The 23385-nt window shown below is 63.5% G+C and carries 16 protein-coding genes; 5 read left to right on the top strand and 11 right to left on the bottom strand.

Annotated elements, in window-relative coordinates; translation table 11 throughout:
* Window positions 1-270 precede the first annotated feature (270 nt).
* The 5 genes from ABIE52_RS03850 to ABIE52_RS03830 all read right to left on the bottom strand — a co-directional run bounded on the left by ABIE52_RS03850 (window position 271) and on the right by ABIE52_RS03830 (window position 8957).
* Window positions 271-3516, bottom strand: a complete 3246-nt coding sequence (locus tag ABIE52_RS03850; RefSeq protein ID WP_192712953.1) for a translation initiation factor IF-2 N-terminal domain-containing protein — start codon at window positions 3514-3516, stop codon at window positions 271-273.
* Window positions 3517-3964: 448 nt separating this feature from the next.
* On the bottom strand, window positions 3965-4384 hold the full coding sequence (ndk, locus tag ABIE52_RS03845; RefSeq protein ID WP_003944527.1) for a nucleoside-diphosphate kinase: 420 nt from the start codon (window positions 4382-4384) through the stop codon (window positions 3965-3967).
* Window positions 4385-4402: 18 nt separating this feature from the next.
* Window positions 4403-4843 carry a DUF4233 domain-containing protein gene (locus ABIE52_RS03840; protein ID WP_003944448.1) on the bottom strand — a complete coding sequence of 147 codons (441 nt, stop codon included), beginning with the start codon at window positions 4841-4843 and terminating at the stop codon, window positions 4403-4405.
* Window positions 4840-6279, bottom strand: coding sequence for a bifunctional tetrahydrofolate synthase/dihydrofolate synthase (gene folC, locus ABIE52_RS03835; RefSeq protein ID WP_003944455.1), 1440 nt, complete (start codon window positions 6277-6279; stop codon window positions 4840-4842). Before folC ends, ABIE52_RS03840 begins: the two co-directional genes overlap by 4 nt.
* Entirely contained in the window at window positions 6276-8957 is a 2682-nt protein-coding gene (locus ABIE52_RS03830) for a valine--tRNA ligase (protein ID WP_050654661.1), read from the bottom strand. The genes folC and ABIE52_RS03830 overlap by 4 nt, the downstream gene beginning before the upstream one ends.
* 172 nt (window positions 8958-9129) lie before the next feature.
* On the opposite strand from ABIE52_RS03830, the gene ABIE52_RS03825 reads away from it, so the two are divergent.
* On the top strand, window positions 9130-9831 hold the full coding sequence (locus ABIE52_RS03825; protein ID WP_007730988.1) for a hypothetical protein: 702 nt from the start codon (window positions 9130-9132) through the stop codon (window positions 9829-9831).
* A gap of 71 nt (window positions 9832-9902) precedes the next feature.
* Here the strand turns inward: ABIE52_RS03825 and ABIE52_RS03820 are convergent, their stop codons facing one another.
* From ABIE52_RS03820 to ABIE52_RS03810, 3 genes are all read right to left on the bottom strand, one after another.
* The gene (locus ABIE52_RS03820; protein WP_030536637.1) at window positions 9903-11936 is read right to left on the bottom strand and encodes a S9 family peptidase; all 2034 of its coding nucleotides are present in this window, start codon (window positions 11934-11936) and stop codon (window positions 9903-9905) included.
* A gap of 12 nt (window positions 11937-11948) precedes the next feature.
* The gene (locus tag ABIE52_RS03815) at window positions 11949-12563 is read right to left on the bottom strand and encodes a GNAT family N-acetyltransferase (protein WP_042450225.1); all 615 of its coding nucleotides are present in this window, start codon (window positions 12561-12563) and stop codon (window positions 11949-11951) included.
* 63 nt (window positions 12564-12626) lie between these two features.
* Complete coding sequence (locus tag ABIE52_RS03810) at window positions 12627-13634, bottom strand: iron-siderophore ABC transporter substrate-binding protein (RefSeq protein ID WP_030536639.1); 1008 nt, start codon at window positions 13632-13634, stop codon at window positions 12627-12629.
* Window positions 13635-13755: 121 nt separating this feature from the next.
* Between ABIE52_RS03810 and ABIE52_RS03805 the strand changes: the two genes are divergently transcribed.
* Both ABIE52_RS03805 and fdhD read left to right on the top strand, forming a co-directional pair.
* Window positions 13756-16065 (top strand): FdhF/YdeP family oxidoreductase, encoded by a 2310-nt coding sequence (locus ABIE52_RS03805; RefSeq protein WP_030536640.1) that lies wholly within the window; start codon window positions 13756-13758, stop codon window positions 16063-16065.
* A gap of 1 nt (window position 16066) precedes the next feature.
* Window positions 16067-16936, top strand: coding sequence for a formate dehydrogenase accessory sulfurtransferase FdhD (gene fdhD, locus ABIE52_RS03800; protein WP_003944453.1), 870 nt, complete (start codon window positions 16067-16069; stop codon window positions 16934-16936).
* Here the strand turns inward: fdhD and ABIE52_RS03795 are convergent.
* The 3 genes from ABIE52_RS03795 to aroQ are packed head-to-tail and all read right to left on the bottom strand — an operon-like array spanning window position 16887 to window position 20124.
* A complete protein-coding gene (locus tag ABIE52_RS03795) occupies window positions 16887-18800 on the bottom strand; it encodes a sugar phosphate isomerase/epimerase and 4-hydroxyphenylpyruvate domain-containing protein (RefSeq protein WP_192712952.1) in 1914 nt (637 codons plus the stop codon). The two genes, fdhD and ABIE52_RS03795, sit on opposite strands and share 50 nt — an antisense overlap.
* Window positions 18797-19675 carry a shikimate dehydrogenase gene (locus ABIE52_RS03790; RefSeq protein WP_054187687.1) on the bottom strand — a complete coding sequence of 293 codons (879 nt, stop codon included), beginning with the start codon at window positions 19673-19675 and terminating at the stop codon, window positions 18797-18799. Before ABIE52_RS03790 ends, ABIE52_RS03795 begins: the two co-directional genes overlap by 4 nt.
* Window positions 19675-20124 carry a type II 3-dehydroquinate dehydratase gene (gene aroQ / locus ABIE52_RS03785; protein ID WP_054187688.1) on the bottom strand — a complete coding sequence of 150 codons (450 nt, stop codon included), beginning with the start codon at window positions 20122-20124 and terminating at the stop codon, window positions 19675-19677. The genes ABIE52_RS03790 and aroQ overlap by 1 nt, the downstream gene beginning before the upstream one ends.
* A 127-nt stretch (window positions 20125-20251) precedes the next feature.
* Between aroQ and ABIE52_RS03780 the strand changes: the two genes are divergently transcribed.
* A complete protein-coding gene (locus ABIE52_RS03780; protein ID WP_007730968.1) occupies window positions 20252-20926 on the top strand; it encodes a TetR/AcrR family transcriptional regulator in 675 nt (224 codons plus the stop codon).
* 71 nt (window positions 20927-20997) lie between these two features.
* Window positions 20998-23220, top strand: coding sequence for a glycoside hydrolase family 3 C-terminal domain-containing protein (locus ABIE52_RS03775; RefSeq protein ID WP_192712951.1), 2223 nt, complete (start codon window positions 20998-21000; stop codon window positions 23218-23220).
* Window positions 23221-23385 lie beyond the last annotated feature (165 nt).

The raw sequence follows: 23385 nt of genomic DNA, 5'->3' as shown, positions 1-23385 counted from the left end.
GCTTCAAATGCATCGCGACTGGTCTGGTTTATGTCACCTCGGCTCGGCACTGACGTACCGGGACATTCACGCGCACTCTAGGCACACGGAATCTCTACCGCCGGGTGGCGACCCTCCAAGGTTACGGGAAAGCAACCGTCAGGGTCAAACCGCCCCGCCGAGGGGTGGTGCTTACTACTCTGTACTGCTTCTACCAGCTGAAACTTCGGATAGCGGTTGGATGTCCTCGCTCATCGCGAAGTCATCCAACCGACCGAAAGCCAGTAGTTCTTACTCTCCGTCTACCGGAGGACCTGCGGGACGTGCTGCTGCACGCCTGCGACGGGGTCTCTTGACGACGACAACTTCTTCCTCAGCCGGAACTTCGGTGGCCGGAGCCGGAACGTTTTCCGCGACCGCGTCCACCACGGGTTCCGGAGTCGGAATCACGAAGACCGTGCCCACCTCGGGAGCTGCCTCGGCAACCGGTGCCGACGCTGCCCGCGACGCCCGGCGACTACGCCGACGACCGCGCGGAGCTGCTTCGGTCGAAGCTGCGGCCGACTCGTTGTCCACTGCGGATACTTCTTCCGCAGCAGAGTCCACAACAGGAACGTCATGGTGCTCAGCAGCAGCAGGAGTATGTATCGGCCGATCTTGTTGCCGATCGGCACTTTTGGATGCATCGTCCCCCGAAGACACACCGGCGGAATCAGACTCGGTCGAGTCGGCCGCGACGGTCTCGTCGTCGTCGTGGTGATGCGAGGCCATCGCCAATGCCACCGGATGAGCCCGCTTGACCGTCGCGTCGACGGCCGGAACCTCCGGCGCCGGAGCTTCCTGTCCGTTGGACTCGGTCGAAGCCGACTTGTCTCCGCGGCCACGCTTGTTCTTGCGCGAGGTACCGGAATCACTGCGCTGCGAGCCCGAACGCGATCCTCCGTCGTCCGAGGACTTCACCTCGACGGGCTCGGAATGGACGATGATGCCGCGGCCGTGGCAGTGCTCACAGGTGGTCGAGAAGGCCTCGACCAATCCGGTGCCCAACTTCTTGCGCGTCATCTGCACGAGCCCGAGTGACGTGACCTCCGACACCTGATGGCGCGTGCGATCGCGACCCAGGCATTCGGTGAGCCGACGCAGGACCAGGTCCCGGTTCGATTCGAGAACCATGTCGATGAAGTCGACGACGATCATTCCGCCGATGTCCCGCAGGCGCATCTGGCGAACGATCTCCTCGGCCGCTTCGAGGTTGTTACGGGTGACGGTCTCTTCGAGGTTTCCGCCGGCTCCGGTGAACTTGCCGGTGTTGACGTCGACGACGGTCATGGCCTCGGTGCGGTCGATCACCAGGGTGCCGCCGGACGGCAGCCACACCTTGCGATCGAGTGCCTTGGCCAACTGCTCGTCGATACGGCGAGCCGCGAAGACGTCGATACCGTTGTTCGGCGTGTACTTCTCGAGCCGCGGAAGCAGGTCGGGCGCAACGGAGTTGATGTAGTTCTCGACCGTCGTGTGCGCCTTCTCGCCCTCGATGACCAGCTTGGAGAAGTCCTCGTTGAACAGATCACGAATGACCTTGACCAGCATGTCAGGCTCTTCGTACAGCGCCTGCGGGTTGCCGGACTTACCGGTGTCCGCAGCCGCAGCCTGCTCCTCGATGCCGGCCCACTGAGCCTGCAGACGAGTCACGTCGCGCGCCAACTCTTCTTCGCTGACGCCCTCGGACGCCGTGCGAATGATCACGCCCGCGTCGGCGGGCACGATGTCGCGCAAGATTTCCTTGAGACGCTTGCGCTCGGTGTCCGGAAGCTTGCGGCTGATACCCGTGGACGTACCACCGGGCACGTAGACGAGGAAACGACCGGCAAGCGAAATCTGTGTCGTCAGTCGAGCACCCTTGTGGCCGACCGGATCCTTGCTGACCTGAACGAGCACCTGATCGCCAGGCTTGAGAGCCTGCTCGATCTTGCGCGAGTTGCCACCGAGACCGGCAGCCTCCCAGTTGACCTCACCGGCGTAGAGAACACCGTTGCGGCCACGTCCGATGTCGATGAACGCAGCTTCCATGCTGGGGAGCACGTTCTGGACACGTCCGAGGTACACGTTGCCGACCATCGACGCGGACGCCGAGTTGGTGACGAAGTGCTCGACCAGCACTCCGTCTTCGAGGACTGCTACCTGTGTAGTCGCATGCGGCTGACCGCTGTCTGCCCGATCGCGCACAACCATGACGCGATCGACGGCCTCACGACGCGCGAGGAACTCCGACTCGGTCAGGATCGGTGGGCGACGTCGGCCGGCGTCACGACCGTCGCGGCGACGCTGACGCTTCGCTTCCAGACGTGTCGAACCACTGATGCCCTGGACCTCGTCCTTGACGCGGGTCTTGTTGCGAGGTTCGCGCTCGTGAACGACGGTGTTCGGCGGATCGTCCTCGGACGTCGCAGTCGCGTCGGTGGCACCGTCGGTGCCGGTCTTGCGACGACGACGACGGCGGCGACGGCGGCTCGATCCGTCGGCATCGAGATCGGAATCGTCGGCATTCTCGGAATCCGCATCAGCGGTGGACTCGGACTTATCACCGGATTCTTCGCCGGCAGCGTCGTCGGTTTGCTTCTCGACTGCCGCAGGGGCAGATTCCTGCTCCGATTCGGTAGCGGTATCCGACTCTTCGTCCGAACCCTGCTCGCCACCCTGTTCACCGCGACCACGTCCACGTCCACGGCGTCCACGACGACGGCGACGCGGCTGATCGTCGTCCTCGTCCTCGGACTCGGCGCTCTCGCCCTCGGTTTGCGGTGCGGTCACAGCCGGCTCTTCGACGGCAGGAACTGCAACCGGCGCTGCCTCGGGAACGACGGTTTCGGCTTCCGCGGTTGTCTGCTTCTCTTCGACGACCGCCGGTGCAGCAGGCTCGCGGCGTGCGCGACGGCGACGCGGAGCTACCTCGGCGGCTTCGAGATCCGGCTGCAGGAACAGCGGGACCTGCGGCGCGGCGGGAGCCACCTCGGGCTGATGGGTCTGCGGCGCCTCGAAGGAAGTGAACAGATCGGACTGCTCGGCTTCCTTGCTCTGCAGCGCAGCAGCGGCGTCGAGTCCAGCGCTGATCTCGGCGACAGCCGGATCCACTGCTTCTTCTGCTGCAGGTTCTTCGACGACGACCTTTTTGCGGGTGCGACGAGCCCTGACAGGCTTCTCGGCCGGAGCCTCTGCAACAGGAGCCTCCACGGGAGCTTCTGCAGCAGGCTCCTCGACAACAGGCGCCTCGACAACCGGGTCGATGAGGGTGTCGAGCTCGGCGACGACGGGCTCGATGGCCTCGGCCGCGGAAGTCAACGAGGCATGAATCCGCTGAGCGACGTCACGGTGGAGACTCGACTGCGCGCTGCGCAATTCGGTACCGAGCGCTGCGGCTTCGGCAAGGACCTGCTTGCTGGTGACGCCGAGCAACTTCGCCAGCGCGTGTACGCGCATCTTGTCGGGAAATTCCGGGGTGGTGCTGGAATCTGATTCGGTTGGGGATTGATCGGCCACGTAAGTCTCCTCAGCCCCCGGGCGCGTCCAACCCAGAAGTCGAGTTGTCACGCGGCCACGCGGGAGCGTGCTGTGTGTACTCGCACTCAGAAGTGAGTACGAGATTGTAAGGTCTCGCTCCGCATGGTCCGCAATGCCCGTTATTCACTGCGAGCACATGAAGTGCCTGGCTGGATGGCCGTTGTCCTGTGCGCGAGCGCCTGATCATCCAGCGTGCAGAGGTCCAGGGATTTCCTGTTGACCTGGAGCAGCGATGAAAGGGCATCGAACCTAGGTGTCATCCGGTTGAACGTGCGTAAAACAAATTGCGGTTCAACTGAAAGCAGTATCCCACACCAACGCGCCTGCAACTGCAAAGGGCGCACCGATGTGGGATACGTGCCGAGAATTCGCTGTGGAGATGTGGGCCGAAGGCCCGTTCATGTGGGCCAGAGGCCCGATCGGAGATTCAGATGGACGACAGCGCGGGGAACCACAGAGCGATTTCACGCTCTGCCGACTCCACGGAGTCGCTGCCGTGAACGAGGTTCTGCTGCGCTTCGAGTCCGAAGTCGCCGCGGATCGTACCCGGAAGAGCCTTGTCGACCGGGTCGGTTCCGCCGGCCAACTGACGGAAAGCAGCGATGGCTCGGGGGCCTTCGAGCACTGCGGCCACCAGCGGACCGGAGGTGATGAACTCCAACAAGCTCGGGTAGAACGGACGCTCGGCGTGTTCTGCGTAGTGGCTACCAGCCACCTCTTCGGAAGCTACGCGGAGGTCGAGTGCTGCAATTGTCAGGCCTTTGCGCTCGATACGGCTGAGGATTTCTCCTACGTATCCACGGGCAACGGCGTCGGGCTTGATCAGTACGAGGGTGCGCTCAGTCACAGCGGACAGCCTAAATGGTCAGTCCCGCTGACCGGGAAGCAGGCCCTTGTCCATCCGGCGCTTGATGTCTCTCTGCAGGTAGACGAGGTATCCCCAGACGATCCCGAAGGTGATCGCCACACCGGCGATCGACGGGTGGACGAAGAAACCGAACAGAAGAATCACCTGCAGCGCGACGTTGAACCCCATCGCCCACGGCTTGCCCTGGATGCCCGCACCCAGAATCATCAGTACCGCCAACCCGATGATGAATCCCGCGGAGGCCGCGGTGAGGCCTCCGCCGACGACCGCGACAACCGGCAAAGCCAGCAGCACGACGATCGCCTCGAGGATCAGGGTTCCGGCCATCACTCCGCGGAAGCTTTTCCACGGGTCCTTGGTCGGCGGCCCGAACTCGCCGGCAGTGTCTCCGGGCTCGTGGTCTCCGGACTCGGGATTGGCATCTGACGGGGTACTCACGCGGGGTCCTTTCCGAACAGCGTGCGGGCGGCGCCTGCGGTCACGACGGATCCCGTCACCACCACACCCGCCCCTGATACGGCCTCACCGGGTTCGGCGACCTGCTCGGCGATTTCGATCGCGACTTCCAAGGCGTCGGCAAGCACCGGCGCAACGACGACGCGCTCGTCGCCGAACTTCGCGACGGCGATGTTCGCCAGTTCTTCGACGTCCATCGCCCGGGGTGACCCGTTGTGGGTGACGACGATCTCGTCGAAGACGGATTCGAATGCAGTCAAGATGGCGTCGACGTCCTTGTCCGCCATGACGCTGACCACTCCCACGAGCTTGCGGAAGTCGAACTCGGCGGCCAGTGCGGCCGCGAGAGCGCGGGCACCGTCTGGATTGTGGGCGGCGTCGAGAAAGACCGTCGGCGCACTCCGAACACGTTCGAGGCGACCAGGATTGACGATCGAGGCGAACCCGTTGCGGATTGCATCCTGATCCAGTTGTCGATCCGGACCGGCACCGAAGAACGCTTCTACGGCAGCGAGCGCGAGCGCGGCGTTGCGCGCCTGATGCTCACCGTGAAGGGGGAGGAAGATGTCGGTGTACACACCGCTCAAGCCTTGAAGTTCGAGCTGCTGTCCGCCCACCGCGATCTGGCGAGCAAGCACCTTGAACTCCGAGCCTTCACGAGCGACCGCGGCCTCCACCTCGACAGCACGCCGCAGCAATACCTCCATGACTTCGGGTGTCTGCTCGGCGATGATCGCGACGGTGTCCACCGGAACCAGGTCCTCGCGGCCCTTCTTGATGATCCCGGCCTTCTCCTCCGCGATCCCGGCCAGGTCGGTGCCCAGGTACTCGGCGTGATCGAGGCTGATCGGCGTGATCACCGCAACCTGCCCGTCGATCACGTTGGTGGCGTCCCAGCGTCCGCCGAGGCCGACCTCGACCACGGCGACGTCGACCGGCGCCTCCGCGAAGGCCGCATAGGCCATGGCGGTGAGCACTTCGAACTTGCTCATCGCCGGTCCCCCGGCTTCCTCCGACTGTGCGTCGATCATCTGCACGTACGGCTCGATCTCGCGGAACGTGTCCACGTAGAGCCGCGGCGAGATCGGATGACCGTCGATGCTGATCCGCTCGGTCGCGATCTGCAGATGAGGGCTGGTGGTTCGCCCGGTGCGACGATGCAGAGCCGTCATCAACGAATCGATCATGCGCGTCACCGACGTCTTACCGTTGGTTCCCGTGACGTGCACCGACGGATAGTTGTGCTGAGGCGAGCCCAGGACATCCATGAGCGCCTCGATACGAGTCAGTGACGGCTCGATCTTGGTCTCGGGCCAACGCTTGTCGAGTTCTGCTTCCACCAGCGCCAGTTCGGCGATGTCGACCGGAGTCGGAACCGAACTCTGAGCGTCGAATTGGGACGGTTCGTACGAACTCACTTGTCGGCCAACTCCTTCAGACGTCCCGTGATGCGCTCGATCTCTTCGACGGCGATCTGGCGACGTGTCTTGATCTTGTCCACGACGGCGTCGGGCGCCTTCGCCAGGAAGGCCTCGTTCGCCAGCTTGTTGTCAGCGGTGACGAGCTCCTTCTGCGCTGCCGCGAGGTCCTTTTCGAGCCGCTTCTTCTCGGCGCCGAGGTCGATGGTGCCCGAGGTGTCGATGTCGACAGTGACGGTGCCCTGGCTCAGGCGCACCTCGACGGAGATCGACGCGGTGAATCCCTCTTCGGGTTCGGTCAGCTTGGCCAGCGCCGCCACGTAGGCGAACTGGCCGTCCATGCCGGCCTCCGAGAGCCCGGACGCACGAGCCGGGACCTTCTGGGAAGGCTTGAGTCCCTGATCGTTTCGGAATCGTCGCACCTCGGTGATCAGCTTCTGCGTGTCTTCGATCCTGGTTGCGGCCTGGGCGTCGACTGCCTCACCGGACAACACGGGCCATTCGGCGACGACGACGGACTCGCCGCCGGTGAGCACCTTCCACAGGGTTTCGGTCACGAACGGAATGACCGGGTGCAGGAGGCGGAGCAGTGCATCGAGAACGTTGCCGAGCACGGCGCGGGTGTTCGCGGCGACGGCCTCGTCGGCGGCGAACTGCACCTTGGCGAGTTCGAGGTACCAGTCACAGACCTCGTCCCACGCGAAGTGGAACAGGCCTTCGCACGCCTTGCTGAACTCGTAGCGATCGAATGCGGCGTCCGCCTCGGCCTGGACCGTGTCGAGACGGTCGAGGATCCAACGATCGGCGTCGGTCAGTTCGCTTCGAGCGGGCAGCGGCGCGGGGGCAGCGCCGTTCATCAGAGCGAACTTGGTCGCGTTGAACAACTTGGTCGCGAAGTTGCGCGAGGACTGCGCCGAGTCCTCACCGACGGACAGGTCGCTGCCCGGGTTGGCGCCGCGTGCAAGTGTGAATCGCAGGGCGTCGGCGCCGAAACGATCGACCCAGTCGAGTGGGTCGATACCGTTGCCGCGAGACTTCGACATCTTCTTGCCGTACTGATCGCGGACCAGTCCGTGCAGGAACACGTCCTTGAACGGCATCTGCGCGCCGGACTTACCCGAACCGGCGGTGATCGACTCGTCCTCGGACACGTAGGTGCCGAACATCATCATGCGGGCGACCCAGAAGAACAGGATGTCGTAGCCGGTGACGAGAACGCTGGTGGGATAGAACTTTTCGAGTTCGGGCGTGTTGTCCGGCCAGCCCATCGTCGAGAAGGGCCACAGTCCGGAGGAGAACCAGGTATCGAGGACGTCGGGATCCTGGACCCAGCCTTCCGGCGCCGTTTCGTCAGGACCGAAGCACGCAACTTCACCCTCGGGGCCGTACCAGACCGGAATGCGGTGACCCCACCAGAGCTGACGGGAAATGCACCAGTCATGCATGTTGTCGACCCAGTCGAACCAGCGTGGCTCCTGGCTCGCCGGGTGAATGACGGTGTCCCCGTTGCGAACCGCGTCACCCGCAGCCTTGGCAAGCGTCTCGACCTTGACCCACCACTGCAACGAGAGACGAGGCTCGATGGCCTCGCCACTGCGCTCGGAGTGCCCGACGCTGTGCAGGTACGGGCGCTTCTCGGCGACGACGCGTCCCTGCTCGGCGAGAGCTTCGCGAACCTTGACGCGAGCCTCGAAGCGGTCCATTCCGTCGAATTCGGTTCCGGTGTCGGCAATCTTGCCGGTCTTGTCCATGATGGTGGGCATCGGCAGGTTGTGCCGCAGGCCCATCTCGAAGTCGTTGGGATCGTGAGCCGGCGTGATCTTCACAGCGCCGGTTCCGAACTCGGGGTCGACGTAGTCGTCGGCGATGATCGGGATCTGACGCCCGGTGAACGGATGATCGAGAGTGGTGCCGATGAGGTGCTTGTAGCGCTCGTCCTCGGGATGGACCGCTACTGCGGTGTCACCGAGCATCGTCTCGACGCGAGTGGTCGCGACGATGACGTGCGGCTCGTTGTCGTCGAGCGAGCCGTAGCGCAGGGAAACCAGCTCACCCTCGACGTCCTCGAACTTCACCTCGATGTCGGAGATCGCGGTCTGCAGCACCGGCGACCAGTTCACGAGACGCTCGGCGCGGTAGATCAGGCCCTCGTCGAACATGCGTTTGAAGACTGTCTGGACTGCGCGGGAGAGGCCCTCGTCCATCGTGAAACGATCACGACTCCAGTCGACGCCGTCACCGATGCGCCGCATCTGGCCACCGATGGTTCCACCGGATTCGCGCTTCCAGTCCCAGACCTTGTCGATGAACAGCTCGCGGCCGAAATCTTCCTTGGTCTTTCCGTCGGCAGCGAGTTGCTTCTCGACGACGGACTGCGTGGCGATACCGGCGTGGTCCATGCCTGGCAGCCACAGCACCTCGTAGCCCTGCATCCGCTTGCGACGGCTGAGCACGTCCATGAGGGTGTGATCCAGGGCATGGCCCATGTGCAGGCTGCCGGTGACGTTCGGGGGCGGCAGCACGATGGAGTAGCCGGGCTTGTCGCTGGTCGCGTCGGCCTGGAAGTACCCGGCGTCTACCCAGCCTTGATACAGATCGGCCTCTACCGCGCTGGGGTCCCAGCTCTTGGGTAGGGCGTCGGCGGGGGTCTGGGGGTTCTCTGGAGCTGCACTGGTCACCACTTGATCCTAATGACTCCCCCGTCGTGAACGAATTCGCCCGTCGGCCGCCGCAGCGCACACGAACGACTGCCCCGCAGTCCGGGGTCAGCCGAACAAACGATATTCACCGATCCGCTCCGCTGACAGGATCGCTCTGAAGGACGACCGACCAACGACCTGTGGAGCAAATATGTTGAACAACTGGAGTTCTCGCCGTCCCGGCGTTCGAACCTTGGCGGCGGCCGCGACGATCGGAGCGGCGGTTGCCCTCGTGCTTCCGGCGACTGCGTCTGCTGCCCCCGGCATCGAAGAAAGTGTGCAAGGAAGCATCGACAGTGGCAGCGCCACGATCAACGGAAGCGTCGGCGATATCGGGAACGACATCGCAAACGGCATCGCCAGCGGCAGCGTGGGTGACATCGTCGGCGGGATCGCCACTGGGAACCTCAACGACGTCCTCGGCGGCCTGAACGCCGGCTCGACCAGCGCGATGGACATCGTCAACGGCCTGGCCAGTGGCAACGTCAGGGACATTCTCAGTGGCCTGGCCAGCGGCAGCGGCGGCGGCGGATCATTTGCGCCCACGCAGCGCTGCGACGCCTCGACCGTCTCGGGCGGCGCAGGAATCACCAGCACCAAGCACGAACTCGGCCGCGGTGGCCCGACCTCGTTCGTGCTCGGCTACGAGACCGAAAACGTCCCGGACCTGATCGAGGTGTACTACGAAGGTCGGTTGATCCACAGCACCGGATACATCGGCGACAACATCAACGAGGGAACTGGTTCAGCTGTCGTCAACGTGCCCGCCGGTGGGGCGTCGTCCGTTCTGGTTCGCGTCACGGGCCCTGACCACACCGAGTGGTCGTACACCGTTCGTTGCCCCGGCGCCTGATTCCGGTCCGGATCCACGCGAAGACGCTCGTGCCTCGTTCGGTGTTTCATCCGAACGAGGCACGCGCGGGTTCAGCCCAGAATCTCCGGTAGCGCGACATCTTCGCCGAGAACGTGCTCGGAGAGGAACGCGGTGACCACCTCGTACCAGATCTTGGTGTGCTGCGGCTTGAGCACCCAATGATTCTCGTCGGGGAAGTAGAGGAAGCGATGGTCCGTTTTCCCGTCGTCGTCGGCGGGCAGACCTGACTCGGCAAGCAGTTCGTACCAGAGTCGCAAGCCCTCACCGATCGGAACCCGGTAGTCCTTGTCGCCATGGATGACCAGCATCGGAGTCGTGATGTCCGCGACGTACAGATGCGGCGAATTCTCGACGGCCATCTCAGGCGACATCTCGCGCTGCCAGTACCAGGCAGCGTCCGTCGTCGGGCCGAATTGATCGAGTGCCCACAGACTCGCGTGGGTGACGATGGCGTCGAAACGGTTGGTATGTCCGGCAATCCAGTTGGCCATGTAACCACCGAACGAACCACCCATCGCGCCTGTTCGCTTGGGGTCGATCTCGGGCTGGGCGACAGCAGCATCGGTGATCGCCATCAGATCGGTGAAGGGCGCCTTGCCCCACTGACCCCACCCCCGCTGGACGAAGTCCTGGCCGTATCCGGTCGAGAGCGCGGGATCTGGTAGCAGTACTGCATAGCCCTTGGCGACGAGCAGCCACGGATTCCACCGCCAGGACCAGGTGTTCCACGAACCGAGTGGGCCGCCGTGGACCCAGAGAAGCAATGGCACCGGTGCATGCGGCGCGGCGCCCGTCGGCAGCGCCAACCAGCTACGCACCGTCGAACCGTCCTCGGCACGCGCGGTGATCTCGGTCAGTGTTCCCGGCAGCTCCGGCAAAGTGTCGGGCCCACGAAGTGCGGTGATCTCACCTGATCGCAGATCGACCCGCACCACGTGCGGGGGCGCTTCGTACGAGGCTCGCAACGCGTAGATCGACTCACCGTCCGGCGCCACTCGAACGTCGGTGTACGCCGCGTCGTCGGCTGTCAGGCGCACTGGTTGGCCCCACAGGTCGATGGTGAAGATCGGACCGCGGCCGCCGTCGTCAGCGGTGACGACCAGCCCGGATCCGTCGGGTAGCCAGGCAAGTGAGGTAGGCCAGCGATCCCAGCCGTCGGCGACGCCGGTCACGGCACCGGATCCGAAGTCGTAGAGCTGCAGAGTCATTCGTGGTGCGGACTCCGGTGTGGTGAGTGTCTCCCGGATGAACGCGAGCTTGGTTCCGTCCGGCGAGAGCACCGGGTTGTAGACGTCCGCGTCGGCCTCGTCGACAAGCGTGACTCGGTCACCGGTCACCGTGTCGATCCGAACCAACGTCGATCGGCGGGCGGCACTCGCATCGCCGACAGTCCACGTGGTCACGACGAAGAGACCGTCGTCGGAAATCGTGGTCGACGTCTCCCGCAGCGCTGCGCCTGCCGTCGGTGTGATGTCCCGCAACTCGACGGATTCCTTCGAATCCGTCTCGGCCACAACCAGATGCGGATGATCGGGGCCCAGGTCGTGGTCCCAGTGGCGCACCGGATAACCGGTGTGCAGCATCGCCGTGACTTTCTTGTCCTTGCGCGCCGATCGCACCTGATCGTCCTGGTCGAGGCTGATCGCCGAAGCCATGACCGACGTCTGGGCCACGAACGTCGGCGCCGCCTTCGCCGCTGATACCGACGAGACACCACCGGGACGCGAGATCAGCAGCTGAGCTTCTCCGCCCGCCGCTGGTAGGCGCCAGAGTGCTGGTTGCGGATCACTCTCGCCCGGCACGGCTCGCGTGGCAGTGAAGAGCACGTCGCCGTCGAACGCGAAGGCAGCACCGGACTCGCTGGTCGAACCCCAGGTCAACCGACGCGCAGGACGCCGGCCTTCCGGGTCGATCTCCCACAACGAGGACACGTATTCGGCGCTCTTGTCGTCGAGAACGGCGCGCGCGCAGATCAGCAGCGAGCCGTCAGGTGACAACACCAGGCCGGACAACCTGGCCAGAGCGATGTAGTCGTCGAGTTCGTCGAACGGTGTGCCTGCGTGGAGCTCGGGAATCTGGGTCACCACTAGTTCGTATCACGCGCCCCGCGGTTGACGCATCATTGCGTAGATCGTCGGCCCGCCGCCTGGCATGACGATGTCACGGGTCACTTCGAAACCGAAGCGGTTGTAGTACGGGATGTTCGATTCCTTGCTGCTCTCGAGGTAAGCGTCGACATGTTGACGGTCACAACGCTCCAACCGAGAGTTCAGCAGCGCTTTGCCGTATCCCCCACCGCGCGCCGCGCTGCCGGTCCCGACGGTCGCGAGATACCAGTGCGGCGAATTCGGGTGTGCTCCTTCGAGAACGGAGCTGACCTCGGCCGCGTGTCGTAGGCCCCTGCCGAAGACACGCACCATTGCGGGCAGGCTCACGAGCCCGGAAATCCACGACTGCTTCCACCGCCCCGGCGGATCCCACAGAGTTGCCCCGCCGATCAGGCCGTTGTCGTCGGTGGCCACCTCGACGCCGCCCCCGGCGAGGTGGTGGTAACGAGCTTCTGCGGCAAACAGTTTCGTCAGGCGATCAGCCCTGGTGGCCTCGTCCGGCAACATCCACGCCATCAAGGGATCATCTTCGAACGCCTCGGCCAACACTGCCGACAGTGCCGGAATATCGGATCGGACAGCCGGCCGTACGTGTACACCCATGAGGCGAGAGTACCGCCGACTGTCCGAATCACTGGACTTTGAACAGCGCTGTCCTTGAACCGATCAGACGAGCAAGCCCGCAATCCGCGGCGGAATCTGTTCGAGCGCGTACGGCAAGCTCAGTACGGTGCTCCACGTCATGGCTTCGGCAGCAGCGTCTTCCAGAATGATCGCGCGGCCGTCCTTCACGACGTCGAGTTCCTGGTAGATCGGGGTCTTGTCCAGCTCCGCGCGAAGCTTGTCGCCGTAGCCGCCACCGGCGTACCAGACGAGTACGTCGACGTCCGCGAGCGAGAGTTGCTCGGTGCTGATCTCGGCGAAGTTACCCGTGATCTGATCGGTGACAGGCGGATTCACGAATCCGAGTTCGGTGAAGAACCGCACCTTCGGGTCTTCCGGTCCGTAGACCCCGAACTGCCCCGGCCCCTTCAACGCGCCGACCAGAACGGTCTTGCCGGCAAACGCCGGATTGGCCGTCTTCACGTCGGCGAACTTCTGGTCGACGCCGGCGATCAGCTCGGTGGCCTTACCCTGCTGCCCCAACGCTTCGCCGATGATGGTCGTCTGGTTCTGCCAGGGGATTCCGTAATCCGCGAACTCCTTGGGCTGCGCCACCGTCGGCGCAATGGCACTGAGTTTGTCGTATTGCGCCTGAGTGAGCCCGGAGTAGGTGCCGACAATGAGGTCGGGTGTCGTGGCAGCGACCTTCTCCATCTGAATGGTGGTGCCCGCAGTTCCGATGATCTCGGGAGTCGCCCCGTTCAGCAGCGGCTGCGCCCAGGGCCACACTCCGTAGGGGTAATCGCCGTACCAGTCGAAGGTTCCAACCAAGGTCCCACCGAGCGCCAGGATCGCATCTTGATCGTTGTATCCGACACTGACGATCCGCTGCGGATCCTTGGGCAACTCCGTAGCCCCGAACTTGTGGGTGATCGATTCCGCAGAGTCACCGCTGGGAGGTGTGTCCTCGTCGTTCGAACTGGAGCAGGCTGCGGCGAATGCCAGCAACGCTCCCGACGTGCCGATCAGAAATCCGCGCCGGGTCAGCCGACCTGCGTCCGTTCGATCCATGTTCCTACCCCTTAAAGTCTGCTGGTTCGGTAGGTAAGGCTAGCCGATGAAAGCTTCATTCCGGCTAGTTCGACCGGCCCATTCGATGGCAGTACCGCGCCGTTCGGGCCACTATGGAGACATGACGCGCCAGGGCCCCTCGAAGGACATCGACGAATCGGATCTCGAAGTCACGCACCCCAAGGACTACGCCGCCGGAGTTCCGGCCGTTCTGGTGTCGCTGCAACGAGGAATCGAGCAGATGGGAGCCTTGCGGACCGCCCGAACGCTCACCAGACTCAACCAGCGACACGGCTTCGACTGCCCGGGGTGTGCGTGGCCGGAGACTCCCGGACATCGCAAGCCCGCCGAATTCTGCGAGAACGGAGCGAAGGCTGTTGCCGAGGAAGCAACGCTTCGCACCGTCACACCCGAATTCTTCGCGGAGCACTCGATCGCCGATCTCGAAGGCAAGACCGACTACTGGCTCGGACAGCAGGGGCGACTGACGCACCCGATGGTCCTGACGCCGGGAGCAACCCATTACCGGCCGATCGACTGGGACGGCGCGTACGCACTGATCGCCGAACATCTGAACGGCCTCGCATCGCCGGACGAAGCGGTGTTCTACACCTCCGGTCGCACGTCCAACGAAGCCGCGTTTCTCTACCAGTTGATGATTCGCAGCTACGGCACCAACAACATGCCCGACTGTTCCAACATGTGTCACGAGTCGTCCGGAAGCGCACTGACCGAATCCATCGGCATCGGCAAAGGCTCGGTGACGGTTCCCGACCTCGAGAACGCCGATCTCATCCTCATCGCCGGACAGAACCCCGGCACCAACCACCCTCGAATGCTCTCGACGCTGGAGAAGGCAAAGAGCAACGGCGCCAAGATCATTGCCATCAATCCTCTACCCGAGGCGGGATTGCGCAGGTTCAAGGATCCACAGAAGGTGTCCGGCGTGATCGGGCACGGAGTCGACATCGCGGACGAGTTCCTGCAGATCCGGCTGGGCGGCGACATGGCGCTGTTCCAAGGCCTGGGGAAGCTGCTGCTCGAGCAGGAAGATCGCGCTCCCGGGACGGTCGTCGACCGCGCTTTCGTCGACCGGTACTGCGCCGGTTGGGACGAATACGAGAAGCACATCCGCGCGGTCGATCTCGACACGGTACTCGAGGCAACGGGTCTGTCGATGGCACAGCTCGAGGAAACGGCTGCCGCACTTGCCCGATCCGAGCGAACCGTCACCTGCTGGGCCATGGGGATCACTCAGCACACACACGGAGTCGCCACCATCGAAGAAGCAGTCAACCTGCTGCTCATGCGTGGAATGATGGGCAAACCCGGTGCCGGCGTTTGTCCGGTGCGAGGACACTCCAATGTCCAGGGTGACCGCACGATGGGCATCTGGGAAAAGATGCCGGAAGAGTTCCTGGCCGCGCTCGATACCGAGTTCTCGATCTCGAGTCCCCGCAAGCACGGATGGGACACCGTCGACGCGATCCGCGCCATGAACGCAGGCAAGGCAAGCTTCTTCATGGCGATGGGCGGCAACTTCATCCAGGCAAGCCCGGACACCGCAGCGACTGAAACAGCGTTGCGTCAATGCGAACTCACCGTGCAGGTGTCCACCAAGCTGAACCGCAGTCACGTGGTCCACGGGCAGACCGCGATCATCCTCCCCACCCTCGGACGCACCGACCTCGACGTCCAAGCCGGCGGAAAGCAGCTTGTCTCCGTGGAGGATTCGATGTCCATGGTGCACCTGTCGCGCGGACGCCTCACACCGGTCAGCCCCTACCTGCGTAGCGAAGTCGCCATCATCTGCCAACTCGCCCGCGAACTACTCGGCAACGATCACTCCGTCCGCTGGTCGGCCTTCGAGGGCAACTACGATCTGATCCGCGATTCCATCTCACGGGTAGTGCCAGGCTGCGAAAACTACAACTCCCGCGTTCGAGAGCCAGACGGATTCCAACTCCCCCACCCGCCGCGTGACTCGCGTGAGTTCCGCACGCACACCGGCAAAGCCAACTTCGGCGTGAACGACCTGCACTGGATACCCACTCCGAGTGGGCGCCTGATTCTGCAGACGATGCGCAGCCACGACCAGTACAACACCACGATCTACGGCCTCGACGACAGATACCGCGGCATCAAGGGCGGACGCAAAGTCATCCTCGTCAACGCCGAAGACATCACCGCGCTCGGATTCCGTGACGGCGATCTCGTCGACATCGTGTCCGAGTGGACAACACCCGACGGCACACTCGAAGAGCGTCGGGTCACGGAATTCCGCATCGTCTCCTACGACACCCCGCGCGGCAATGCTGCGGCGTACTACCCCGAGACAAATCCGCTCGTTCCCCTCGAACACGTTGCAGCCAAGTCGAACACGCCGGTGTCGAAGGCCGTCACCGTTCGACTCGAAGCATCGGGCGCCTGAGATGGGACGAGTCACCGCACGAACACCGGTCGTTCGAATCTCGGGTGATCGGGTCGTCACGCGCCCCGACACGCTGGCCGTCGAGGAACCACTCGAAATGAGAGTTGGCGGTCAGGTGCTGGCAGTGACGATGCGGACCCCCGGCAACGACGTCGATCTCGTGCACGGATTCCTTCTCAGCGAAGGTGTCATCGCCACCCGCGACGACGTGAGCGTCGTCCGCTACTGCGACGGCGTCGACGAATCCGGTGCGAACACGTACAACGTCCTCGACATCGCTCTCGCTCCCGGAGTGCCGTTGCCCGACCACACCACCGACCGCAACACCGTCGTCAGTTCCGCGTGCGGAGTGTGCGGCAAGACCTCGCTCGACGCCGTCCGAACCACGACGCGACATCCGCTGGTCGGTGACACGACTTCCGTCACCTCGACCATCCTGTCGGCCATGCCGGTCACACTGCGGGAGAGCCAACGGATCTTCGAGCGCACCGGTGGCCTGCACGCGGCCGGATTGTTCACCGCCACCGGCGAACTCCTTGCACTGCGCGAGGATGTCGGCCGTCACAACGCCGTCGACAAGGTGATCGGTTGGGCCATCACCGACGGCCGAGTGCCCCTCTACGACACGATCTTGATCGTCAGCGGGCGGGCGTCGTTCGAACTCGTCCAGAAGGCCGTCATGGCCGGCATTCCGATCCTCGGTGCTGTCTCCGCGCCGTCGTCGCTGGCAGTGGAACTAGCGCAGGAGTCCGGGCTGACTCTCGCCGGTTTCATCCGCGGCGATTCGATGAACGTCTACTCGCACCCGCACCGAGTCGAGGTCACGTCGAACTCGCACGCAACTGAGCCGACAGTCGCACAGCGGAGTTGACTTCCCCGTAGCCCTCGTATCCACCCACCCGCTGCACGACCTCGAAGAACAGGTCTCCCCCGACGGTCGGGGTGAACAGGTGGAAGAACTCGCCGTGAGCGTCCGCGTCGTAAAGAATTCCGGTGCTGCGCATCCGGTCGAGCAGTTCCGGATTCAGTCCGAAACGCGCGTCCAGATCGTCGTAGTAGTTCGGGGAAATGGGTAGCGGAGCAAATCCCCAGTCATGCATGGACGCAGCGGCACCGAAGATGTTCTCACACGCGAAGGCGACGTGGCTGACGCCGCCGCGACGGACCGTCGGCAGCCCACTTCGACTTCCCTCCACCATGTTCAGCGAGATGCGCAGGGTATGTCCGTCACCGCCTTGAACGAGCGTGAGCGCCTGGCTTCGCATGAGGCCGACAGAATCGGTGACGTCCTGCCCCTCGTGTGGTTGCATCTCGAACACGGACCGTAGGAGCAGCATGATGCCGTCCCAGCTCTCGGCCGGAACCGCCAGTGCCACGTGGTCGATCCCGGTGAACACTGCGCCCTGTTCACGATTGCGCTCGGCGGGCAGCGGGTAGATCTCGAATGCCGATTCCCACGCTGCAGCGCTGCCGGGGCCACGAAGGTCGATCGATGTCGCATCGGTGACCTTCAGGCGTACGACGTCCGGTACCTCGGAGTTCTCGTCGCTCGACCCCGGCAACTGCACGCGCGTCGCCGGCACTTCGAGAGCCAGAGCGCGCTCTCCCCACACCTCGGGTTCGGTTGCCCGGATGCCGATCTGAGTGAGAACCGGTAGATCCGCAGGCAGCCCGGGCGCCGTCCACACCGTGCCCGCAGTCGCATCCACGGCAACGGTGAGCGGTCCGTGCCGCCACAACTGCAAATCGTGATCGTGGTGCCGTCCGACCAGATGAAAACCGACGCGGGAGAGCATCGAGTGCACCTGGTCCTGTTTCGCCGGACCCGCCGCGATTCGCAGAGACACGATTCCTTCGAGCGGTGTGCGCTCCGGGGCGGTGAACAGCGTGGGTCCACCGGCGGCAGGGTTCGCGGCGGCGACCTGTTCTTCCAGATGCAGGAGCGACCGATGAGCGTCGATTGCCGTCCGCTGGGTGTCGGCGCGGCGGAATACGTCGTTGAAGATCTCGAGCGACCACGGTCCGTCGTAACCGGTGGCGTAGACATGCTGAGCGAACGCATTGAGATCGAAGCTGCCCTGCCCCGGGAAGTTTCGGTGATGCCGGCTCCACTGGAGGATGTCCATCGCCAAGAACGGAGCGTCCGCCAACTGGAGGAAGAAGATCTTCTCGCCGGGAATCTCGCGAATTCCGGCGGGATCGTCACCGCGCGAGAGGATGTGAAAGCTGTCCAGACAGGTACCGAGCGAAGGATGGTCGACGCCCTCGACGATCTGCCACGCATGGCCGTACGTGTTGACGTGGGCACCCCACGCGAGCGCCTCATAGGCAACCTTCTTGCCGTGCTCGGACGCCAGTTCGGCGAGAGCTCCGAATTGCTCTGTCAACTGACCGTCATCGTGACTTGCGGTCGGCAGGGGCGAGGAGCACACCAGGAGCGTCTCGCACCCCAGTTGATCCATGAGCTCGAATTTGCGTTGCACTCGAACAAGATTCCGAGCAAATTGGGCCTCGTCCACCGTGTCGAAGTCACGGAACGGCTGATACAGATCGAGGGTCAAGCCCAGATCCGCAGCCCTCGTTCGTAATTCCTTCGGGGACCACGGCGAAGCAACAAAATCCGGCTCGAACACCTCGAAGCCGTCGAAGCCGGCAGCAGCGATGGCGTCGAGCTTCTCCTCGAGAGTGCCACTGAGCGATACCGTCGCGATCGACGTCCGGACCGGGGCACTCACAGCGCTGCCGCAGTCTGTTCGCCGTGTACAAGTTCCGTCATGTGCGCGAGCATGCGCTTACTGTCGGGCTCGATGCCCGTGAAGATCCGGAACGCGTCGACGGCCTGGAAGACAGTCATTCCGCCTCCGCTGAGCGTCGGGGCTCCGATCAACCTTGCCTGACGCAACAGTTCGGTTTCGAGTGGACGGTAGACGATTTCGGCCACCCACAGATCAGGGCGAAGCAGATCTGGCGAGAACGCCATTCCGGGATGAGCCGCCATTCCCATCGGCGTCGCGTGGATCAATCCGTTTGCCTTGCCGAGCACTTCGGCGAGGTCGCTCGTATGCCGCGCCTCGACAACCTGCGCCGGAAACTGCTGCGCGAAGGTTTGTGCAAGTTCCTGCGCGCGAGGCAGGCTCGAATCGACCAACGTCAGTGTCCCGACGCCACGGGTGAGCGCGGCATAGGCAACCGCCGCACCGGCTCCGCCGGCACCGAGCTGCACGACACGATCGAGCTGTGCTCCGGGAAGTCCGTCGTCGAAATTTCGGCCGAAGCCCGACCAATCGGTGTTGTGTCCGATCGCCTTGCCGGAGTCGAAGAGGACCGTGTTCACCGCGCCGAGCCGGCTCGCATCGGGCGAGAGCTCGTCGAGGTGCTCGATCACCAACTGCTTGCACGGGTGAGTGATGTTGAGGCCGCGGAACCCGAAACGTCGTGCATAGGTGAGAAGTTCACCGATGTCCGACGGCGCCATGCCCATCACGTCGAGATCGAGGATGCGGTAGACGTACGGAAGACCCTGTCTGCGCCCTTCTTCCTCGTGCATGATCGGAGTCAAAGAGGCTCCGATTCCGGTGCCGATCAGACCGCAGAGCATCGAATCGCTCATCAGTTCTTCCCTTCTCGGATGCAGACGAATTCGACTGCGGCGCTGTATCCGTCGATTCCCAATCCACAGATGACGGCGTCGGCGATGCCGGAGACATACGAGTGGTGACGGAATTCTTCGCGACTGTGGATGTTGCTGATGTGCACCTCCACGACGGGGGCATCGAGTGTGACCAGAGCGTCACGCAACGCAACGGAGGTATGCGAGTACCCACCGGGATTGATGACGATGCCCGCAACGTTTCCCCTGGCCTCGTGGATCCAATCGATCAGTTGGCCCTCGTGGTTCGACTGCCTTGCCTCGACCACCGCTCCGAACTTCGCGGCCGCCGCTTCACAGCGGGAAACTACGTCGTCCAGCGTGTCTCTCCCGTAGAACTCCGGTTGGCGCTGGCCCAACAAATTCAAGTTGGGCCCGTTGAGGACCAGAATCGGTAGAGATGAAGTCATCAGGGGCACCTCGGGGTTGACGCTCGAAACTAATGTACGAACTAGTGAGTTAGTTCACTGGACGTTACTCCCCCGACGCGGACTCGACAAGCAAAGTCGACAAACTGCTGACAGATAGAGTGAGCACATGGTTTCCGAGCAGTCAGTGAACTCCGTGGTGTCGAAGCCGGAGAAACGACGCCGAAACAGCGATCTGACCAGGGTGAACATCATCGCCGTCGCCACCGAGGAGTTTGCCGACAAAGGCTTTGCCGGCGCCCGAGTGGACGAGATCGCAACCAAGACTCACACCACCAAGCGCATGATCTACTACTACTTCACCGACAAGGAAGGGCTGTACAAGTCCGTCCTCGAACACGCGTACAGCGTCATTCGTGCGCAGGAACGTGAACTCGACCTCGAGGGATTGAAACCCACGGCAGCAGTCCGCGCCTTGGCCGAACTCACCTTCGACCACCACGAACAACACCCGAACTTCATTCGGCTGGTAGCCAACGAGAACATGCTCCGCGGTGAGCACATCGAGAAATCCGAGCTACTCAGCGGTCTCGGCGCCCCCGCCGCCGACCTGGTCTCGCAGATCCTCCACGACGGACAGCAGTCGGGAGCATTCCGCTCCGACGTAGATGCTCTCGATATTCACATGTTGATCAGCAGTTACTGCGTCTTTCGTATCGCCAATCGTTACACCTTCAAAGCGCTCTTCGACCGCGACCTGACCGACTCGACGCATCGTGAGCATCTTCGAACCATGCTCGGCGACATGGTTGTTGCCTTCCTGACCTCGAAGGCGCCGTCCTGACCCACCCCGAAGTCCGAAAAATCCCCCTACGGTGGTGAGTGGAACTCACAGCTGCCACCGGGAGGAATGACGTGACCGAGAATTACGTAGACGGGCTTTCACTCGAGGAGAACGCGTCGTTGACGTCCGGCTCGGATTTCTGGCACAGCCAGTCCGTTGCCGGAATCGAATCGATACTCCTGACCGACGGTCCGCACGGAGTCCGGAAACAGCCCGAGGGCGGCGACGCACTCGGACTCGGCCACAGCATTCCAGCGACATGTTTCCCACCGGCGGTCGGGTTGGGCTCGTCGTGGAACCTCGACCTCATCCGCCAGGTCGGTGAGGCTCTGGGCGACGAAGCCAAAGCCGAACAGGTCTCGGTCCTCCTCGGCCCAGGCATCAACATCAAACGATCACCCTTGTGTGGCAGGAATTTCGAATACGTCTCCGAGGACCCATTCCTCTCCGGCCGCGTCGCGGCAGCGCTGATCACCGGCATCCAGTCTCGCGGCGTCGGAACCTCGCTCAAGCACTTCGCTGTCAACAACCAAGAACACGACCGGATGAGAGTCAGTGCCGACGTCGACGAACGGACGCTGCGCGAGATCTATCTGGCCGGCTTCGAATACGCCGTCAAGACCGCGGCCCCGACGACGGTCATGTGCTCGTACAACAAGATCAACGGTGTGTACTCGAGCCAGAACCATTGGCTGCTCACCGAGGTACTCCGCGAACAGTGGGGCTTCGACGGCCTCGTCGTTTCGGACTGGGGAGCGGTCAACGACCGCGTGGCGGCACTCGCCGCGGGCCTCGACCTGGAAATGCCGCCGACCGGAACCGATACCCAGATCGTCGACGCCGTGCGCGGCGGCGACCTGGACGAATCAGTGCTCACCACTGCCGCCGAGCGCCTGGCGACGCTGGTGGCACGCACCGCCGCCGCGCGCACCGAGGGCCACACGTACGACGTCGAGCGTCACCACGAACTGGCGCGGACCGCTGCAGCGGAGTCCGCTGTATTGCTGGCGAACGACGGAGAACTGCTGCCGCTGACCCCCGGCGGGCAAACCGTCGCGGTGATCGGCGAATTCGCGTGCAGCCCGCGGTACCAGGGGGCCGGCAGTTCGCAGGTGGTTCCAACCAAGCTCGACAATGCCTTGGACGCGATACTCGACCTCGAAGGCGCCGACCGCGTCACTTTCGCACCGGGCTTCACCTTCGACGGCACTCCGGACGACGACATGGTCACCGAGGCTGTCGACGCCGCACGCCGCGCCGACGTCGCGGTGCTGTTCCTCGGACTACCGTCCGCCACGGAATCCGAAGGATTCGACCGAACCGACATCGAACTGCCGGCTGACCAGATCGCCCTGCTGGAAGCGGTCCACGGCGCGAACCCGAACACGGTCGTCGTGCTCGCCAACGGCGGTGTGGTTTCGATCGAGCCTTGGAAGGATCATGCCGCCGCAATCCTCGAGGGCTGGCTACTCGGCCAGGCGGGCGGCTCGGCGATTGCCGATCTTCTGTTCGGCCTCACGAATCCGTCCGGCCGCCTGACGGAGACCATTCCGCTTCGCCTCCAAGACAATCCGTCGTATCTGCATTTCCCGGGATCACAGCAGCACGTCCGCTACGGCGAAGGCCTGTACGTGGGATACCGCTACTACGACTCCGCGCTGCGCGAAGTGGCGTACCCGTTCGGGTTCGGGCTGAGCTACACCACCTTCGACATCACCGATACCTCCGTCGAGGCCGGTGAGAACTCCGCCGAAGTGACCGTCACCGTGCGCAACAGCGGCGACCGATCGGGCAGCAGCGTCGTTCAGGTCTACGTCCACGACGCCTCGGCAAGCATCGATCGACCCGCGCAGGAATTGAAAGGCTTTGCCAAGGTCCACCTCGACCCCGACGAATCCGCGACTGTGACCATCACGCTCGACAGCAGGGCATTTGCCTATTGGTCTGTCACGGAAAAGGACTGGGCGATCGAGGCCGGCGACTACGAGATCCGCGTCGGCTTCTCGTCTCGGGACATCGCAACCACCGACACGATCACCCTGGCCGGGAACGTCGGCGTCGGCACGCTCGACGCCATGTCGACCATCGGCGAATGGCTCGCCCATCCCGTCGGCAGCGCAGTTCTCGGCGCCGCCATGGCTGCCGCAGCGGGCGACGGTGCACAGGCGGTCAGCCCCGAGATGATGGCACTCGCAGGCTCGATGCCGCTCGGAAAACTCGCCACCTTCGGCCTCGGGATCACCGAGGAACAGGTGGAGCAGTTGGTGGCGGCCGCAGCACAGCCGGCCTCCTAACTCTCTGAACTGCGGTTTCGACGAGCAGCGTGACCGCCAGTAGATTTTTATGAACTATTTGGTTAATAATCTTGTGTAGTTGCTGTGGCGTCGGTTACATTCCTTGTATCGCTCTCCGCACAGACGTTCTTTATACGAACACAATCGGCGGATGTAGAGCCTCCA

This window comes from Rhodococcus sp. OAS809 (assembly GCF_040546695.1).
GTDB lineage: Bacteria > Actinomycetota > Actinomycetes > Mycobacteriales > Mycobacteriaceae > Rhodococcus_F > Rhodococcus_F qingshengii.
Note: the sequence above shows the minus strand (reverse complement) of the source record. Positions and strands in the feature narration are given on the sequence as shown.

What these genes read in the sequence shown, in the direction of transcription:
- ABIE52_RS03825 (WP_007730988.1), top strand. Translation starts at nt 9,130, where the DNA reads ATGTTGAACAACTGGAGTTCTCGCCGTCCCGGCGTTCGAACCTTGGCG.
- ABIE52_RS03815 (WP_042450225.1), bottom strand. Translation starts at nt 12,563, where the DNA reads ATGGGTGTACACGTACGGCCGGCTGTCCGATCCGATATTCCGGCACTG.
- ABIE52_RS03810 (WP_030536639.1), bottom strand. Translation starts at nt 13,634, where the DNA reads ATGGATCGAACGGACGCAGGTCGGCTGACCCGGCGCGGATTTCTGATC.
- ABIE52_RS03805 (WP_030536640.1), top strand. Translation starts at nt 13,756, where the DNA reads ATGACGCGCCAGGGCCCCTCGAAGGACATCGACGAATCGGATCTCGAA.
- fdhD (WP_003944453.1), top strand. Translation starts at nt 16,067, where the DNA reads ATGGGACGAGTCACCGCACGAACACCGGTCGTTCGAATCTCGGGTGAT.
- ABIE52_RS03790 (WP_054187687.1), bottom strand. Translation starts at nt 19,675, where the DNA reads ATGAGCGATTCGATGCTCTGCGGTCTGATCGGCACCGGAATCGGAGCC.
- aroQ (WP_054187688.1), bottom strand. Translation starts at nt 20,124, where the DNA reads ATGACTTCATCTCTACCGATTCTGGTCCTCAACGGGCCCAACTTGAAT.
- ABIE52_RS03780 (WP_007730968.1), top strand. Translation starts at nt 20,252, where the DNA reads ATGGTTTCCGAGCAGTCAGTGAACTCCGTGGTGTCGAAGCCGGAGAAA.